17 protein-coding genes are annotated in these 17,724 nt (G+C 38.5%); all 17 read right to left on the bottom strand.

Annotated features, from left to right (window positions below; all coding sequences use genetic code 11):
* Positions 1 to 51: 51 nt before the first annotated feature.
* Positions 52 to 948 carry a DNA-processing protein DprA gene (gene dprA / locus LCP48_RS05425; protein ID WP_009371148.1) on the bottom strand — a complete coding sequence of 299 codons (897 nt, stop codon included), beginning with the start codon at positions 946 to 948 and terminating at the stop codon, positions 52 to 54.
* Positions 949 to 1,146: 198 nt separating this feature from the next.
* On the bottom strand, positions 1,147 to 2,049 hold the full coding sequence (gene sucD, locus LCP48_RS05420) for a succinate--CoA ligase subunit alpha (RefSeq protein ID WP_004229280.1): 903 nt from the start codon (positions 2,047 to 2,049) through the stop codon (positions 1,147 to 1,149).
* Between the two features lie 17 nt (positions 2,050 to 2,066).
* A complete protein-coding gene (gene sucC, locus LCP48_RS05415) occupies positions 2,067 to 3,227 on the bottom strand; it encodes an ADP-forming succinate--CoA ligase subunit beta (RefSeq protein ID WP_004229281.1) in 1,161 nt (386 codons plus the stop codon).
* Between the two features lie 162 nt (positions 3,228 to 3,389).
* On the bottom strand, positions 3,390 to 3,692 hold the full coding sequence (locus LCP48_RS05410; RefSeq protein WP_004229283.1) for an EscU/YscU/HrcU family type III secretion system export apparatus switch protein: 303 nt from the start codon (positions 3,690 to 3,692) through the stop codon (positions 3,390 to 3,392).
* Positions 3,689 to 5,575, bottom strand: coding sequence for a hypothetical protein (locus LCP48_RS05405; protein ID WP_004229285.1), 1,887 nt, complete (start codon positions 5,573 to 5,575; stop codon positions 3,689 to 3,691). The genes LCP48_RS05410 and LCP48_RS05405 overlap by 4 nt, the downstream gene beginning before the upstream one ends.
* Before the next feature lie 56 nt (positions 5,576 to 5,631).
* Positions 5,632 to 6,393, bottom strand: coding sequence for a ribonuclease HII (locus LCP48_RS05400; RefSeq protein ID WP_004229288.1), 762 nt, complete (start codon positions 6,391 to 6,393; stop codon positions 5,632 to 5,634).
* A gap of 164 nt (positions 6,394 to 6,557) precedes the next feature.
* Entirely contained in the window at positions 6,558 to 7,433 is an 876-nt protein-coding gene (ylqF, locus tag LCP48_RS05395; protein WP_004269405.1) for a ribosome biogenesis GTPase YlqF, read from the bottom strand.
* Between the two features lie 56 nt (positions 7,434 to 7,489).
* On the bottom strand, positions 7,490 to 8,059 hold the full coding sequence (gene lepB / locus LCP48_RS05390; protein WP_004269406.1) for a signal peptidase I: 570 nt from the start codon (positions 8,057 to 8,059) through the stop codon (positions 7,490 to 7,492).
* 105 nt (positions 8,060 to 8,164) lie between these two features.
* Positions 8,165 to 8,509 carry a 50S ribosomal protein L19 gene (rplS, locus tag LCP48_RS05385; protein WP_004269407.1) on the bottom strand — a complete coding sequence of 115 codons (345 nt, stop codon included), beginning with the start codon at positions 8,507 to 8,509 and terminating at the stop codon, positions 8,165 to 8,167.
* A gap of 117 nt (positions 8,510 to 8,626) precedes the next feature.
* The gene (gene trmD, locus LCP48_RS05380) at positions 8,627 to 9,364 is read right to left on the bottom strand and encodes a tRNA (guanosine(37)-N1)-methyltransferase TrmD (RefSeq protein WP_004269408.1); all 738 of its coding nucleotides are present in this window, start codon (positions 9,362 to 9,364) and stop codon (positions 8,627 to 8,629) included.
* Positions 9,364 to 9,879, bottom strand: a complete 516-nt coding sequence (gene rimM, locus LCP48_RS05375; protein WP_004269409.1) for a ribosome maturation factor RimM — start codon at positions 9,877 to 9,879, stop codon at positions 9,364 to 9,366. Before rimM ends, trmD begins: the two co-directional genes overlap by 1 nt.
* Before the next feature lie 370 nt (positions 9,880 to 10,249).
* The gene (locus tag LCP48_RS05370; RefSeq protein ID WP_004269410.1) at positions 10,250 to 10,483 is read right to left on the bottom strand and encodes a KH domain-containing protein; all 234 of its coding nucleotides are present in this window, start codon (positions 10,481 to 10,483) and stop codon (positions 10,250 to 10,252) included.
* A 15-nt stretch (positions 10,484 to 10,498) separates the two neighbouring features.
* Positions 10,499 to 10,771: a 30S ribosomal protein S16 gene (gene rpsP / locus LCP48_RS05365; protein WP_004269411.1), complete on the bottom strand. Its 273-nt coding sequence runs from the start codon at positions 10,769 to 10,771 to the stop codon at positions 10,499 to 10,501.
* Positions 10,772 to 10,865: 94 nt separating this feature from the next.
* A complete protein-coding gene (gene ffh / locus LCP48_RS05360; protein ID WP_004269412.1) occupies positions 10,866 to 12,224 on the bottom strand; it encodes a signal recognition particle protein in 1,359 nt (452 codons plus the stop codon).
* Between the two features lie 12 nt (positions 12,225 to 12,236).
* Positions 12,237 to 12,572 (bottom strand): putative DNA-binding protein, encoded by a 336-nt coding sequence (locus LCP48_RS05355; RefSeq protein ID WP_004269413.1) that lies wholly within the window; start codon positions 12,570 to 12,572, stop codon positions 12,237 to 12,239.
* Between the two features lie 300 nt (positions 12,573 to 12,872).
* A complete protein-coding gene (gene ftsY / locus LCP48_RS05350) occupies positions 12,873 to 14,144 on the bottom strand; it encodes a signal recognition particle-docking protein FtsY (RefSeq protein ID WP_004269414.1) in 1,272 nt (423 codons plus the stop codon).
* Positions 14,141 to 17,722: a chromosome segregation protein SMC gene (gene smc, locus LCP48_RS05345; protein WP_004269415.1), complete on the bottom strand. Its 3,582-nt coding sequence runs from the start codon at positions 17,720 to 17,722 to the stop codon at positions 14,141 to 14,143. Before smc ends, ftsY begins: the two co-directional genes overlap by 4 nt.
* Between the last annotated feature and the right edge of the window lie 2 nt (positions 17,723 to 17,724).

Below are 17,724 nucleotides of genomic sequence, written 5' to 3'. Positions count from 1 at the left end.
AGTTACCTGTTGCAAAATGTATAACAGATTTTAAGATAATGCAACTTTTTTTCAATTTTTGTTAGAAAAGAGGTCTAATGTTTCAATGATTTGATGACCATTCACTATGGGAATTGCTCCTTCAAAAAGCAATTGATTTGTCCCTTTTGATTGAGTTGCGTCTATAGGTCCTGGTACCACAAACACGTCTTTTCCTTGCTCTAATGCAAGCTCTGTTGTAATAAGCGTGCCACTTTTTAATGCCGCTTCTGTCACAACTAATGCTCGAGATAAACCACTAATGATCCGGTTACGCATTGGGAAATGCCATTTTTCAGGCTTCATATAAGGGGGATATTCTGTCATTAATAACTGGTGCTCTGCCATTTGTGTAGCAAGAATGCGGTTTTCTGATGGATAGAGATAATTAAAACCATGTCCAAGCACTGCTATTGTATGACCGCCCATATCGATAGTCGCCCTATGTGCCATTGTATCTGCACCTCTTGCAAGCCCACTAACAACCGTATAATCACGTTGAATAAGCGGCGGGACAATTAAGTCTATCGCTCTTTTTGAATACGCTGTCGCCTTCCTAGAGCCTATAATAGCTATCTGTTTTTTGTTTGTTAACAGGGAATATTGACCTTTCACATACAATACAGTAGGTGGACTTGATATTTCAAATAATTGCGCCGGGAAATAGGGATGATAAAACGGGATGGGAAAAATATTAGCCTGTGCATAGGCCTCTTCAAGTGGTGTTGTCATAATTTGTCGAAAGCGCTGAGAAAGTTGATGTGCTTTATGTGCCGATATTTGTAAAACTTTTGCGATGTCGTCATAATGAATGTCTTCAAAAGAGCTTAAAATATTCACAGGGGACAACAGTTGCTGAAGTTTCTGAAGTGGTAATGGGTATACATAATGTAAGGCTAGTAATCTCTGCGTATCTACTGCGAGAATCATTCAATAAACCTCCTTTTATAATAGAAGAAATTAAATGACCGCATGATAATTTTCAACACAACATTGCATTATTATTTATAAAATCTGCCCCAAAATTGTTGATTTTTTCATAAGTAAGTAGGTAATTGTTGAATGAAGTATGATAAACAGTGTATAAGTAATGAAAAAGATGTAGCCGTAATGGCTACATCTTCCATTTTAATGGGTTTTACACTTTTCGTATAGCCCTTTTTCTTTAATTACTTTAATCAATGTTTCACCAATTACAGAAGGTGTTTCTGCAACTTCAATACCAGCTTCGTTCATTGCTTTAATTTTCTCCGCTGCTGTTCCTTTACCACCAGAAATGATTGCTCCAGCGTGACCCATACGTTTGCCAGGAGGTGCAGTTTGTCCACCAATAAAGCCTACAACAGGTTTTGTCATATTTGCTTTAATCCATGCAGCTGCTTCTTCCTCAGCTGTACCACCGATTTCACCAATCATAACGACTGCGTAAGTTTCTGGATCATTATTAAAGGCTTCAAGCACATCAATGAAGTTTGTACCGTTGACAGGGTCTCCACCAATACCTACTGCAGTTGTTTGACCAATTCCAGCTTGTGTTAATTGATGTACTGCTTCATATGTTAATGTACCAGAACGAGAAACAACTCCTACATGGCCTTTTGTATGAATATAACCAGGCATGATACCAATTTTACATTCATCAGCTGTAATAACACCTGGGCAGTTTGGACCTACTAGGCGAGTGTTTTTGCCTTCCATATAACGTTTAACCTTAACCATATCAAGGACAGGAATATGCTCTGTGATACAGATTGTTAATTCTAATTCAGCATCAACAGCTTCTAAAATTGCATCTGCCGCAAATGGTGCAGGTACATAGATAACTGAAGTTGTAGCACCTGTTGCAGCTACAGCTTCTGCTACTGTATTGAAAACAGGAACTCCCTCGATTTCAAGCCCACCTTTACCTGGTGTTACACCTGCTACGATTTTAGTACCATACTCAAGCATTTGCTTCGTATGGAAAAGAGCTGTTTCGCCCGTAATCCCTTGTACAATTACCTTCGTATCTTTGTTAATAAATACAGCCATTGTTCTCCCTGCCTTCCTTAGCCTACTAGTCCCACAATTTTTTGTGCACCGTCAGCCATTGAATCCGCTGCAACGATGTTTAAACCAGATGCATTTAAAATTTCTTTCCCAAGTTCAACATTTGTACCTTCTAAACGTACAACTAATGGCACAGCTAAACCAATCTCTTTAGCAGCCGTTACAACACCCTCAGCAATAATGTTACACTTCATAATTCCACCAAAGATGTTGACAAAAATGCCTTTTACGTTTGAATCAGAAAGGATAATTTTGAAAGCCTCTGTTACTTTTTCAGCTGTAGCACCGCCCCCTACATCTAGGAAGTTAGCAGGGCTTCCGCCATAATAACTAATTGTATCCATAGTTGCCATGGCAAGACCAGCACCGTTAACCATACAGCCAATATTTCCATCTAATGAAATATAGCTTAGGTCATATTTTGAAGCTTCGATTTCTTTTGCATCTTCTTCGTCAAAATCGCGTAATTCGACAATATCCTTATGTCGATATAATGCATTGGCATCAAAATTGAATTTAGCATCTAATGCTACTACTTCGCCTTGTCCAGTTACCACAAGTGGATTAATTTCTACAATTGATGCATCTTTGTCGATAAATGCTTGATATAAGCCTAACATTAATTTAACAGCTTTCCCTACAAGGTTTGCTGGAATGTTCATATTAAACGCCATACGACGTGCTTGGAAGCTTGTTAATCCAACAACAGGATCTACTACTTCTTTGAAGATTTTTTCCGGATTTGTTTCTGCTACTTCTTCAATATCCATACCGCCTTCTTCAGATCCCATCACTGTTACACGAGATGTAGCACGGTCTAATACTAGACTTAAATAGTATTCTTTTTGGATATCAGAACCCTCTTCAATATACAAACGTTTTACTTCTTTTCCTTCTGGACCTGTTTGATGAGTCACTAAAATTTTTCCTAATAACTCTTTTGCGTATGTGCGCACTTCGTCAAGGTTTTTAGCGATTTTGACACCGCCTGCTTTACCGCGTCCACCTGCATGGATTTGCGCCTTGACTACTGTTACGTTTGAGCCAAGTTCCTTCGCTACTTTTACTGCTTCATCAGGGGAAAAAGCAACTTTTCCGTTTGGTACAGCTACACCATATTTTCTCAGAATCTCTTTCCCTTGATATTCATGGATATTCATAATACATCCTCCCATCAAACATTTGCATAGAATTGTTTTACTAACATAGACTATTCTAACGAAAGATTCTGATAAAGTCTACACTTTGTCTTTAGTTCGAATTTTCTCTCTTATTATGACGCTTTTTTCTATTTTGTGTACTAAAACAGCTTGTAAAAATAATCAGAATAATTCATTTTTTCTATATTTTTGCGCATGTTGTTGGTCCAAACGATAAATAAATGCGAAAACTTCTGCTACTGCCTGATATAATTCTTCCGGAATAGACTCGTTTAAATCTAATTGACCAAGCAACTGCACAAGGTTAGGATCCTCATAAATCGGCACATTATGCTCATTTGCTCTTGCCAAAATGTTCTCGGCAATTTTCCCTTTCCCCTTTGCTACAACAGTGGGACTATCAAATTGACCAAGCTTATACGTAAGCGCAATTGCCTCTTTCCGAGTAAATTTTTCTTCGCTCATACGCGGATATCCACCCCACTCTGCTCCTCTCGCTGTTCTACTACAGGACCTACTTTTTCCGTTTGCCCTTTGTCAAATTGTTTAATAAACACACCTGAAAGTTGATAATTTTTTTCAGCCAGCCCAATTTTTAAAGCAGCCTTCAACGGCTCAGCAAGTGATTGAATTTCCGAATTTTCATTAAAGACCGTTACTGTGACAACTCTATTTTGAACTTGCATATCAATCACTGTTTCTTGCATAGATGCCATTTGTAAATAAAATAATACGCGTGCATAATTAGCATCAATTTTGCCATTATCTTTCATGCGACCATTCCATTGTAAGGTTGCATCCATCTTCTTTCCAAAAAATTCAAGTGGGACTTGCATGATGAGCTGATGTTGATGACCATTTTCTCCTGAAGATAACTGCATTCCATTCATACGCGTCATAAGCATCTCTGCCGCTTCCTTCATTTGAGGTGGTATATTAGTTTCCTGCAATAATGTATGGAGTTGTGGCTTTAGCTGATGCGCAATCATTTGTAAATCAGCCGACCTGTTTCCTAGTGTTGCCTCATAGCTAATTCCTAAATTTTTCAACACCGTTTTAAGTGCATGCTCCATCGCTTTACTATCCATTGAATTTTGTACTTGTGCATCTGCTAGTGTCACAACTTGCTGTATAAATGATTGCGAAGAATTAATACTATTTTTCACCAGATTGCGCATAAGTGCCTCATTCTGTGAAGGAGAATTGGCCTCTTGCTTAAATAGGGATAACAAATGATCTTTCACTGAAAGTGCATGGGCGTCCTGTGTAAATAAACGATCAGCTGTATTTTGAGTAAATGCTTTTAATAACTGATCCTGCATTTGTTTAGCAAAAACCTCTAGCGTTTGTTTTGATACTGGTAACTGATTAAAACGATCCACCAGCTGATTGATATGCTGTTTTTGCTCATTCGTTAATAAATTTTGACTTCCGGTCCATGATTTAAGCTGTTCCACCAGTTGACTAGCATTTTCTGGCTTTGTAGCAAGAATGGTTTGAATAACTTGACCAGCTTGCTGTATTGGCTGAAAGGCTTTTGCTTCTATTTTTGACCAGTTTTGCAATGTAGCCTGCTGAGGAAGAATCCCCGACTCTTTTAGCATTGATAAAGCTTGCATTTTTTCATTCACTGTTGCAGCACTATTCGTTAAACTTTGTAAAAGCCTTGCAAGCACTGCACTACCTGTTTCAACTTCAAAGGGCTTGGCAATCGCTTGTACTTGTTGCAATAAATTTTGCCTCAATGACTCAGATAGAGTTGTATCCTTCGCTAAAAGTTGAGCAAAGTTATCCATGATAGCGGTCATACCAGATGTCTTTTGACCACTCATCAATGCTTGAAACACATCGTTTATCATAGGCATTTTTAGCTCTATCATTTTTTGAATGGTTTGTAGAGCATCTACTTTTGATATACCCTCTGGTAATGCCTTTAACCACATTTCAGCTTGCAGCATTTGTTCTTTAGAAATGGGTAGCTGCGCTTTCATAAAATGCCCTAATAATTGCTGCATCTCTGGTGATTTAGGTAAATTCATGGATTCTAATAACTGATTAATTTGCTGACTTGGTGTAGATGCCTGCGCCATCGGTCCAGTCACTATTTTCAATTCCGTTTGTGGATTTGTCCCTGTTACCTGAAAGAAATGGGCATCCCCAGCTTTTAACGGCACTTCGAGTTTAGCTATAAATTTTTGATTACCTACTTGGATTTCTGCCATTTGATCTGGATATAATTGCTTAATTGTTCCGTGAAATACTTGTCCTTGTTTTAAAGCAAGTGGTTGATTTGTCGAAGTCATTGCATTTTGCTGCAGTTGAATTGGATTAAATGATGTGGCTGTCATATACATACTCCTTTCATCAATTACTCCTTCGTGTAATTGTCTATTGTTTTTTAGCTTTATGAAAACATAGATTTTATTGGTTCAAATGATTTACGATGGTGAATAGTCGGTCCAAATTCCTCTAACGCTTTTAAATGTTGCTTTGTCCCATACCCCGCATGTTGACCAAAGCCATACATTGGAAATTCCTCGTCTAATTGCTCCATATACTCATCCCGTGCCGTTTTAGCTAAAATGGATGCGGCTGCTATCGCTAAGCTCTTTGCATCTCCTTTTATAATCGAATCTTGAGGAATTGTAATAGGTAATGTCATAGCATCTACTAAAACAACATCAGGCTTTGTCGACAATGATTCAACACTTACCTTCATAGATTGTTTTGTTGCTTCATATATATTCAGTTCATCAATTTGTTGGGCAGATTGAAAGTGAATAAAATAGCTTACGGCATGCTCTTTAACTAATGTTGCAAAGCAGTTTCGTTTGTCCTTCGATAATTGCTTTGAGTCGTTCAGACCAACAAGTGCCTCACAATTTGTCGGTAAAATTACTGCTGCCGTTACGACTGGCCCTGCTAGCGGTCCCCGTCCTGCTTCATCTACACCAGCAATAAATGTATCTGTTCTCCCATAGCTTAAATCGAATGCAACTTTTTTTTGATGCTCTTGCAGTAATTGATGTTTTTTATCTTGTCTCTTTTGCCAAGTTAGCCATGCCTTTTGTACACCTGCTCTTTCATCTGCTGTAATTTCTTTCATCCAATCTTGCCATTCCTCAGCAGCTTTCAATGCAGTTGTAATTTCCTTAATGGTTTTCATTGTGTACTCCTTCTTGCTTCTATTCATTCAAACTATAGCATGTTCAGTTCTTATGTAGTCTCTTTAACTTGAAAACTATTTTCCTCTCTATAGTCATTATCGGTTAAAAAATGTATTCCTAAAAGAAAAACTGTCACAAAAGAACGTGTGACAGTTTTAAATACTTATAATTGTTCAGTTTCTTTTTCTAACTGCTCATCCACAAAATCAAAGGTAAGTTTACCTAATTGTAATCCTCGGATATCTCGAACAATTAGTTGAGCTACTTGGTCATAATCTATTTCTCCACCAGGACCAAATACACGACGTAGCTTACCAATATGGTCAAAAGTATCCACTAACTCCTCATGGATAAATTCGAGACCGTAACGCTCATCCATACGCTTTGGATAATGATTAGATAAGAATCGCAACCCATAGACAGCTAGGTCTTCCATATTTGTAATAGTATCCTTAATAGCTCCAGTTAAAGCTAATTTAAAGCCTACTTCTTGATCCTCAAACTTTGGCCATAAAATACCTGGTGTATCCAATAGTTCAAGCTCTTTACCAACTTTGATCCATTGCTGTGCCTTTGTCACACCTGGTGTATTGCCCGTTTTAGCGATATTTTTTTTCGCTAATCGATTAATCAATGTGGATTTTCCCACGTTTGGAATACCCACAATCATGGCACGAATAGCTCTAGGCTTCATTCCTCTTGCTTTCATGCGATCAAATTTTTCTTTTAAAATCTCTTGCGCCGCTTTTGTGACTTGCTGTAAGCCCTTACCCTCAAGTGAATTAATGGCTACAGCTTTATGGCCACGCTTTGCAAAATACTCTACCCATTTCCGTGTTTCTTGTTCATCTGCCATATCCGCTTTATTTAAGATCAAAAGACGCGGTTTCTGGTTAATGACTTCGTCAATCATCGGATTACGTGAGGATAGCGGTAAACGTGCATCTATTAATTCAAAGATAATATCGACAAGCTTTAATTTTTCAGTTACTTCACGTCGGGCTTTAGCCATATGCCCTGGAAACCATTGTATCGTCACAGCTATACCTCCTAAACTAAAAGAAAAGGGAGTGATTATGCTCTCCCTTTCATACATTACTTTACAATTTTTATGTCACTAAATGGCCAGAAAATCAGACTGGTATTACCAATAATTTCTTTTTGGTTCACAAGGCCAATATGTCGACTGTCTTTACTATATCGACGATTATCTCCCATAACAAAGATATACCCCTCAGGAATGGTATTGCTATCCAAGGAAACATCAATGTCATTTAAGGTGAAATCTTCTGTTAAAGTGCCCTCTGTGATTTGCGCTTTATAGGCATCTAAATAGGGTTCATCAATTGGCTCACCATTTATATACAATTGATCATCCTTATACTCTAGTGTATCTCCTGGCAATCCAATTACACGCTTTATGTAATTTTTTTGTTCAGGTGCATGAAATACAACGATATCAAAACGTTTAGGCTCACCTATTTTATAACCAATTTTATTCACAATCATTCGGTCGCCATCTTCAAGGGTTGGCATCATGGACTCTCCATCAACTGCAATGGGTGTAAATAAAAAATATCGAATAACTGCAGCAATCGCAAATGCAATTAATAGTGCTTTTGTCCATTCCCATAATTCATTTTTTTCTTTCACTTGTTTTTCCATTGAGAATTGCCCCCTTGTCTAACACCATTTTAGATGATAGTCAATAAAGATGACAAGCAAAAAGAAAAGAGGCTTGAACACAAGCCCCTCACTTTTAAGTCATAATTATCGAATTTCTTTAATACGAGCAGCTTTACCACGTAGGTTACGTAGGTAGTAAAGTTTAGCACGACGTACTTTACCACGACGTACAACTTCTAAGTTAGCGATTTTTGGTGTGTGTACAGGGAATGTACGCTCAACACCTACACCGTAAGAAATTTTACGAACTGTGAAAGTTTCGCTAATTCCGCCACCACGACGTTTAATTACTACACCTTCGAAAATTTGGATACGTTCACGAGTACCCTCTACTACTTTCACGTGTACCTTAACAGTATCACCAGGACGGAAAGTTGGTAGATCAGAGCGAAGCTGAGATTTTGTAATTTCTGCAATAATGTTTGACATTGTTTTCTCTCCTTAGACAGATGCTCATGCACGCAATCATATGCCACAGCGGAACACCGTAATTCAGTACTCCACATAGAAGTACAGATTAGATGTTATCATAAATAGATTCGGCAATCAAGCATCTAGACGATTGTTTTTTAGTTTTTCTAGATACAATTTTTGCTTGTCTGTTAATGGGTATTGCTCCAGTAAGTCAGGACGGCGCTCAAAAGTTCTCTTCAGCGACTGTTCCTCTCGCCATTGCTCGATTTTAGCATGATTCCCCGATAATAAAACATCAGGTACCTTCATGCCACGGAACTCCGCAGGACGTGTATAATGTGGATGCTCAAGGAGACCTGTTGAAAAAGAATCCTGGATATGAGAATCCTCTTGTCCTAAGACACCTGGTAACAATCTCACTATACTATCAATAACAGTCATAGCGCCTAATTCTCCACCTGTTAAGACAAAATCGCCAATGGAAATCTCGTCTGTCACGAGGTGCTGCCGTATACGCTCATCATAGCCTTCATAATGACCACACAGGAACACTAACTCTGTTTCCTGCGCTAGCTCCTCTGCTTTTTTCTGCGTAAATCGTTCACCCTGGGGACACATTAATATGATACGTGGCTGTTTACCTGCAGTAATAGCCTCTACTGCACTAAACATCGGTTCAGGCTTTAATACCATACCTGCACCACCACCATATGGATAGTCGTCAACCTGATTATGCTTGTTCCCTGAGAATGTACGAATATCCGTTACCTCTAAATTTACAGCTCTCTTTTCTTGGGCCTTCTTTAAAATAGATGCACCAAAAACGCCTGAAAACATATCAGGGAACAGGCTCAATACATGAATATTCATCATAATAAGCCTTCCATAACATGAATGACTATTTTTTTGTCCATAACATCAATATCTTTCACGATATCTTCTATATAAGGGATATAGTGTTCTTTCTTAGTCCCTTTCACTACCCATACATCGTTTGCCCCTGTTTGCAGGATATCTGCTACAACACCGATTGTTTCGCCCTCTTCAGAAATAACTGTGCAGCCTATTATTTCATGGAAAAAGAACTCATTTTCTTCAAGAAGATCATCACTCATTTGATCTTTTGTCACTTTCAGCATGCCTTCTTTAAGTGGCTCAACCAAGTTGATATTGTTCATGCCTTCAAAAGTTAATAAAATAAAGTTTTTATGACGACGCACAGATTCAATCGTTACCCAGGTTGGCTTCTTATCGTCCTTTTTAAAGGCAGCAAGCTTATTTCCTACTGTAAAGCGCTCTTCCTCAAAGTCTGTTGTCGATAATACACGTACCTCACCACGAATACCATGCGTATTGACAATTCGACCTACATTAAACCATTCCATTCTATTTCACCTCGTAAAAACATGCTTATCTTCACAAAGCATCTGGCTCATCCCAATAAGGTTCCGTTCTTGCAGATGTGCTTTGGAAGAATGTAGTTTTAGCTAAGACGCATTTGTCTTGTCAACAATAATATAAGCAATATCCTTTAGCTATACTCCTTATTTAAGCTTTATTTTCCACTTAAACAGATCATAGCGATATGCTGATGCTAAAAAAAGATAAAAAAAGGAAGGAACCTACAAGCTCCCTCCTTTTTCGTCCAGATTTTACGCTTTATACTAAAAGGCCACTTCGAACTCCTAAGCGACATGTAAACACACCTATCAGGACTCACTAGTACTTGTTGCAAGAGCGTGAAAATCTTTTCTATTAATCCAATATATCGACGTAGGTCTTCTTTTGATGGTGACTACCTGCCGCTGAATAAACAATTGTACGAATCGCTTTTGCTACTCGCCCTTGCTTGCCTATGACTTTCCCTCTATCCTCTGGATGAACAAAAAGTTTATAAACAATTCGATTTGCATTTTCATCCGTCTCAATACGAACTTCTTCTGGATAATCGACTAACGGTAAAACGATTGCTTCAATCAGCTGCTTCAAAGACGTCGCCCCCGATTATTTACTGAATTTTTGGTTATGGAATTTTTCCATGATACCTTGTTCTGAGAACAGGTTACGTACTGTATCTGATGGTTTTGCACCGTCAGCTAACCATTTAAGAGCTTTCTCTTCATCAATGTTTACAGTAGCTGGTTGAGTTAGTGGGTTGTAAGTTCCAACTGTTTCGATTTGACGACCGTCACGTGGTGAACGAGCGTCTGCAACTACGATACGATAGAAAGGAGATTTTTTAGCTCCCATACGTTTTAAGCGAATTTTAACTGCCATTTTAATAGCACCTCCGAATAAGTTTCACACAAGATAGTATATTATCAATGTTTAGGTTGTTTGTAAAGTGTTTTTTCTTAACACCTAAAAATTATTATTTAAACAATGAATCAAAGCCTGGTAATTTCATTTTTTTCTTCCCTTTACCACTTGCCATTCCAGTCATTTGTTTCATCATTTTTTTCATTTCATCGAATTGTTTAATGAGACGATTCACTTCTTGAATAGATGTCCCAGAGCCTTTCGCAATACGCTTTTTACGGCTACCATTAATGATTTCTGGGTTGGTCTTTTCAGCAGGCGTCATCGAGTAAATAATGGCCTCTACACGACCCATTTGCTTATCATCAACTTTTACATTATCTAAGCCTTTGATTTTGTTAGCACCTGGTAGCATTTTTAAAATTTCATCAAGAGGGCCCATTTTCTTGACTTGCTGTAATTGCTCGACAAAATCATCAAAAGTGAATGTTTGAGATTTAAACTTTTCTTCTAATTCTTTTGCCTTGGCTTCATCTACATTTGCCTGAGCCTTCTCGATAAGAGACAGAACATCGCCCATACCTAATATACGAGATGCCATACGCTCTGGATGGAATGGTTCAAGCGCATCCATTTTTTCGCCCATCCCGACAAATTTAATTGGTTTTTGTGTCACAGAACGGATAGATAATGCAGCACCACCACGCGTATCACCGTCAAGTTTTGTTAAAACAACCCCAGTAATACCGATTGCTTCATTAAAGCTTTCTGCTACATTGACTGCATCTTGACCCGTCATGGCATCAACAACTAGGAAAACCTCATCTGGCTCTTTTAATGAACGAATATCCTTTAACTCTTGCATTAGGTCTTCATCGATATGAAGTCGACCAGCTGTATCGATAATCACTACATCATGATGCTCTTCCTTTGCCAATTCAATTGCCTGACGTGCAATTTCTACAGGAGATACCTCAGTACCTAACGCAAAAACAGGTAGTGATAACTGTTTTCCTAATGTCTGTAGTTGTTGGACAGCTGCTGGACGATAAACGTCAGCGGCAACTAATAATGGTTTACGATTATATTTTTTTCGTAGAACATTTGCCAATTTACCTGTAGTGGTCGTTTTACCCGCACCTTGTAGACCAACCATCATAATGACAGTGGGTGGCTTCGTATTAAACTTAATGGGACTTTGTTCGCCCCCCATTAATTCTGTTAGTTCATCCTGTACAATTTTAATAACTTGCTGACCTGGTGTTAAACTTTGCATAACATCAACACCGACAGCACGTTCGCTTACCTTTTTCACGAATTCTTTGACTACTTTTAAGTTAACATCCGCCTCAATTAAAGCAAATCGGACTTCTCGCATCATTTCTTTAACGTCTTGCTCTGATACTTTCCCTTTGCCTTTAATCTTTTGGATCGTTCCTTGGAGTCGTTCCGCTAATCCTTCAAAAGCCATTGCTTTCGCCTCCTAATCCCATTCTTTCAGCTGCTCAATAAGTGCTAACTGCTCTTCAGCTGTCATACTTTTTTCTGTAATCCCCTGTGTTAGCTGTAACAGCATTTGGGTACGTTGTTTAAATTTTTCAAGTAAACATAATTTTTCTTCATATTCCTCAAGCATCGCTTCAGTTCGACGAATATTATCGTAAACAGCTTGGCGTGAAACACCATACGATTCAGCGATTTCTCCTAGAGAGTTATCATCCAAATAGTATAGCTCCATATAACTTCTTTGCTTATCTGTTAATAATGCTTGATAAAAGTCGAAGAGAAAGTTCATGCGTGTTGTTTTTTCAAGTAGCATCGAATGTTTCTCCTCCCGCTATTAGTCATTTGTATCATAACGAAAAGCGCCCGTCTGTGTCAAGGTAATCTCCTTGTCTAAAAGCCTAAATTGCACCTTTCAGGCATTTTTTGCCTTTGGCTAGTATTACGCTTTTAAACAAGTCAATTATCCAATACACAATCGAGCGTTTTTATCTATTATGTGTCAGTGTCATTTTATCCAATTTTGTTCAAAAACTGAAGCAAACTAAGCATCCAGCTTTCTCAATAGAAGACATACATGGCAATCAATTTAAAACTATTCAGCCACTGTTAGCTGTTACTCATCATTATTCTGTAGTTCCTTATCCAAACCATCAGCAAATAGTCCATAGACATATCGTTCGGCATCAAATGGCTGTAAATCATCCATTTTCTCACCAAGACCCACAAATTTTACAGGAATGTGCAGCTTGTTACGAATAGCAAGAACAATACCCCCTTTAGCAGTACCGTCTAACTTTGTTAAAACAATCCCTGTCACATTCGTTGCCTCTTTAAATGTTTGTGCTTGAACAAGCGCATTTTGGCCAGTTGTTGCATCTAATGCTAATAATACTTCATGTGGAGCATTTGGAATTTCACGTGAAATAACACGATGAACTTTTTCAAGCTCATTCATTAGGTTCACTTTGTTCTGCAAGCGTCCAGCTGTATCACAAATCAACACATCCGCTTTTCTGTTTTTTGCTGCACGAATCGCATCATACATGACTGCCGCTGGGTCAGAGCCTTCTGATTGTTTAATAACCTCACAACCAACACGATCTCCCCATACTTGTAATTGATCAATAGCACCTGCACGGAACGTATCACCCGCAGCTAATACAACCGTTTTCCCTTGAGATTTTAAACGGTGCGCTAGCTTACCTATCGTTGTTGTTTTCCCAACACCATTTACGCCAACAAATAGAATAACCGTTAGTTCACCATCTGGCTGCATAGTTAGTTCAATTATATCTTCTTCACCTTGCTCATAAATTTCTACAAGCTTCTCAGAAATCACTGCTTGGATGCCATTTGTATCTTTAATATTTTTACGTTGCACCTCATAACGCAGTTTATCCATGAGTTCCATGACAGTTTCAAATCCAACATCAGCCTGTAATAATAAGTCCTCTAATTCTTCAAAGAAATCCTCATCCACTTTACGATAGCGTGCCACAAGGTCATTCACTTTTGATGTAAAGGAATTACGTGTTTTTTCAAGACCAGCCTTGAATTTTTGTGTTATTGACCAAGCAGAAGGCTTTTTCTCTTCCAGTGGTTCATCCTCTACTACTGCTAGCTCCTGAAGATCTAGCTGTGCTTCTTCTATTTCAGGTGAGGGCTCGGCTTCCACGTCGACTTCTTTCACAATCGCCATTTCTGGTGATTCTTCATCTTGTTCAGACACTTTTAGATCAACGGTCTCAATGGCAGCAGGTTCGTTTGATTCTTTAAACTCCGGCTCCGAATGGTCAGATTCCAGTTCGTTGTCGGTTGCGTCTAGCTTCTCTTCCTCTGCTGGATTACCCATTAATTTATCTTTTAAACGTTTAAAAAAACTCATGCTTGTTCGCTCCTTTGCTCCGCAAGTACGGGTTCATCTTCTAGTTTTACTGATACAAGTTTCGACACACCTGATTCTTGCATTGTTATACCATACAAGACATCAGCTCCCTCCATTGTTCCTTTACGATGAGTAATCACAATGAATTGTGTGTCGAGACTAAACTTTTTCAAATATTGGCTATAACGCACAACATTCGCTTCATCTAAAGCCGCCTCTACTTCATCCAGAATACAAAATGGTACAGGTCGAATATTTAAGATGGAGAATAGTAAAGCAATGGCCGTAAGTGCACGCTCACCACCAGAAAGCAAACTTAAATTCTGCAATTTTTTCCCTGGAGGCTGTGCTACAATTTCAATGCCTGTTTCCAATAAATTTTGTGGGTCAATTAAAACCAAATCAGCTTGCCCCCCGCCAAACAATTCACGGAAAACACGTTTAAATTGCTCTCTAATAGCATAAAACGTTTCACTAAAGCGCAACGTCATTTCTTCATCCATTTCTTTGATTGCTTCATGTAATGTTTCCTGTGCAGCAAGCAAGTCCTCTCGTTGTTCAGTTAAGAAAGTATGACGTTCTAGTACTCTATCATATTCCTCAATCGCACTTAAATTAACAGGTCCTAGCTCTTCAATGGATCTTTTTAACAATTTAACACGTCTTCGCACAAACTCTTCATCTTCTATTGCCAGAGCTTCTTTTTCAGCCTCTTCGAATGTTAACTGATAATTTTCTTCGAGTTGTTCGATAAAATTATCCATTTCAAATTCTACACGATTACGTTTTAACTCATTGGCACGAATTGCTTCAAGGTATCCTTTATGAATACGTTGCAGTTCCTTGAGTTGTTCTTCTAATGTAGAGAGTTCTTGTTGTTGTCCTATTTTCTGCTCTTTCTTTTCAGAAATAGTCTCTTGTAAGGCATCTCTTCTTGCTTTCCATGTCACAACCTGTTCCTCGACCTCTTCATCACTTAAATGATTTGTCGATTCATCAGATTGCAGCCACATTATTTCCTGAGAAATATTTTTAACTTTTTGTTGTGCTTTGTTTAATTGTAGTGCCAGTTCAGCAGTCGTAATTTGAACTTGTGACATTTGTTCTTGCATAACCGCTAGCTGTGAACGTTTTTCGGCAAGCTGCTCTCGTAAGACATCTTTCTCTGTCTCCCCCTGTAACTTTACCTTACTTAATTGTTCGACAGTTTCATTGATTTCGACAAGCTCTACAGCAAGGGTATTTAAGCGCTCCTCTGCTGCTTGCTTTTGTGTTAACAATGCTTCCTCACGTGTTTTTACATCTTTTGTTTCAGTTGAAGCAAAGGTTACTCTAGCCGATAAGCTTTTTTCTACGACTTCTAGCTCACGAATACGACTTGACTGTTGCATCTCATCTTTTCGTAATTGCTCTCCTTCAAGCTTTAATTGCTCTACTTGATCTCGCAGTACTGCAAGCTTCTCTTTTTCGGCTGCAACAGCCTGTTCAGCACTATAAATGGAAGCCTGTAACGATTCTAGCTTAATGATTAAATCATCTAACTCTGCTTTTCTTGTAAAGAGTGAGGATTGCTGTTTCAGTGCACCACCTGTTAAGGAACCCCCTGCATTAACAATATCTCCTTCAAGTGTGACAACTCGGTATCGGAAACCACATAATCGGGCAATTTGACTTGCGCCTTCTAAATTTGATGCCACGATGACATTCCCTAATAGATTTTCAACAATTGTTCGATTGTCTTCATTAAAAGTGACAAGTGCATCTGCCATTTGAACAAAGGCAGGATGTTCAGTTGCTAGCTGAATAGTTCCTGGATTAATTTTGCGTGATTTCATGACTGTTTTCGGTAAAAAAGTAGCACGTCCAGCCCGTTTTTGTTTTAACCAGTGAATAGCCTGTTGCGCATGGCGCTCATTGGTTGTGACAATATGTTGAGAGGCAGCACCTAAAGCTGTTTCAATCGCTTGTGAATACTTTCCTTCAACTTGGATTAACTCTGCTACAGCACCCTCAATACCTTGTAAATCACCTTTATCTCGAGCAAGCAAGACTTCTTTAACACCTTGGAAGAACCCAGAAAAATCAGCTTCGAGTTCAGCTAATGTATCTTTTCTAGCCTTTAGTTGTTGTTGGTGTTGATACGCTTTGTACAACATATCCTGCTTTTCAGCAAAGGAAATGTTGACATTTTTCAACTGTATTTGTAAGGTTTCATATTGCTCTACTTTTTTCTGTAAATTATTGGTTGTCAAGGCGTGTTCAACCACTAGCTTTTCTTTTTCAGCAATGATTTGCATAAGCTCTTGTCCAATTTCATCTGTTTGATCGGACATTTTTGCCGCCATTGCCTTTTGTTGAGCTAATTGCTGATCGATATTTTTCAATTCATTCTTGACTGTTGCTTCTTCATTTAATGAATCAATATATCGATTTTTATAGTCTTCTATTTCTTCCTCGATTTCTGTCACAGATCGATTTAATGATTGTTCTAACTGCTTGATGCTCTGCCTTAATACTGATACGGCTTGTTGCTTCTCAGAGAACACTTCTCTTTTCTCCTGTTCTTGAACCAGGAGTAATTCTACTTCTGCCTTAGCCTCTTGTAATGTCGTATTAAGCTGTAGTAGTTGATTCGATGCATTTTGGCGTTTTTCAGCCATTAATGCCTTACGACCATCCCAACGCTCTACCTCCATAGTGGCATTGACTAGCTCAGCCTGCGAAACATCTAAATAATCATCTAGATCTTTTAATAGCTTACGTATATTAGCGGTCTGTTTATCAATCATTGAAATATTTTGAGCTTGTTCTAGCTCTGTTGCAGAAAGCTCCGTAAATTCCTCTTTAAGCGCATGCAAAGATTGTGCACAATTTCTAAAATCATGCACAAGAATTGCAATATCGAAATCCTTTAGCTCAGAAGACATTTGTACATAATCTCTTGCACTAGATGCCTGCATTTCAAGCGGCTCTAATCGGTTGTCTAATTCATGGAGAATGTCTAATACACGATACAAATTTTCATCTGTTTCAACAAGCTTATGCTCAGCTTTTTTCTTTCTTATTTTATACTTTAAAACGCCAGCTGCCTCTTCAAAAATAGAACGACGATCATCAGGTCGACTATTTAATATTTCATCAACACGACCTTGAGAGATAATAGAAAATGCCTCTTTCCCAAGTCCTGAATCCATAAACAAGTCCGTAATATCCTTCAGGCGACACTGTTGGTTATTTAATAAATATTCACTATCACCTGAACGGTATACGCGTCTTGTTACACTGACTTCTGTATAAGAAAAAGCAAGTTGCTCGTCAGTATTATCTAAAATAAGTGTTACCTCTGCAAAGTTGAGTGGCTTACGTGAGTCACTCCCAGCGAAAATAACATCTTCCATCTTTGCTCCACGTAACGACTTTGCCGATTGCTCCCCAAGTACCCAACGAATCGCATCTGTGACATTACTTTTTCCACTGCCATTTGGTCCAACAACGGCTGTAACACCAGGTACAAAATCAATTCCAATGCGTTCCGCAAAAGATTTAAAGCCAATCACTTCTAGTCGTTTTAGGAACATCT

The organism is Lysinibacillus capsici, assembly GCF_020217405.1.
GTDB classification, from domain to species: domain Bacteria; phylum Bacillota; class Bacilli; order Bacillales_A; family Planococcaceae; genus Lysinibacillus; species Lysinibacillus capsici.
Note: the sequence above shows the minus strand (reverse complement) of the source record. Positions and strands in the feature narration are given on the sequence as shown.

Bases quoted from the DNA above. Each gene is read 5' to 3' on its own strand.
- dprA (WP_009371148.1), bottom strand. From the start codon at position 948: ATGATTCTCGCAGTAGATACGCAGAGATTACTAGCCTTACATTATGTA.
- sucD (WP_004229280.1), bottom strand. From the start codon at position 2,049: ATGGCTGTATTTATTAACAAAGATACGAAGGTAATTGTACAAGGGATT.
- sucC (WP_004229281.1), bottom strand. From the start codon at position 3,227: ATGAATATCCATGAATATCAAGGGAAAGAGATTCTGAGAAAATATGGT.
- LCP48_RS05410 (WP_004229283.1), bottom strand. From the start codon at position 3,692: ATGAGCGAAGAAAAATTTACTCGGAAAGAGGCAATTGCGCTTACGTAT.
- LCP48_RS05405 (WP_004229285.1), bottom strand. From the start codon at position 5,575: ATGACAGCCACATCATTTAATCCAATTCAACTGCAGCAAAATGCAATG.
- LCP48_RS05400 (WP_004229288.1), bottom strand. From the start codon at position 6,393: ATGAAAACCATTAAGGAAATTACAACTGCATTGAAAGCTGCTGAGGAA.
- lepB (WP_004269406.1), bottom strand. From the start codon at position 8,059: ATGGAAAAACAAGTGAAAGAAAAAAATGAATTATGGGAATGGACAAAA.
- rplS (WP_004269407.1), bottom strand. From the start codon at position 8,509: ATGTCAAACATTATTGCAGAAATTACAAAATCTCAGCTTCGCTCTGAT.
- trmD (WP_004269408.1), bottom strand. From the start codon at position 9,364: ATGAATATTCATGTATTGAGCCTGTTCCCTGATATGTTTTCAGGCGTT.
- rimM (WP_004269409.1), bottom strand. From the start codon at position 9,879: ATGGAATGGTTTAATGTAGGTCGAATTGTCAATACGCATGGTATTCGT.
- rpsP (WP_004269411.1), bottom strand. From the start codon at position 10,771: ATGGCAGTTAAAATTCGCTTAAAACGTATGGGAGCTAAAAAATCTCCT.
- ffh (WP_004269412.1), bottom strand. From the start codon at position 12,224: ATGGCTTTTGAAGGATTAGCGGAACGACTCCAAGGAACGATCCAAAAG.
- LCP48_RS05355 (WP_004269413.1), bottom strand. From the start codon at position 12,572: ATGCTACTTGAAAAAACAACACGCATGAACTTTCTCTTCGACTTTTAT.
- ftsY (WP_004269414.1), bottom strand. From the start codon at position 14,144: ATGAGTTTTTTTAAACGTTTAAAAGATAAATTAATGGGTAATCCAGCA.
- smc (WP_004269415.1), bottom strand. From the start codon at position 17,722: ATGTTCCTAAAACGACTAGAAGTGATTGGCTTTAAATCTTTTGCGGAA.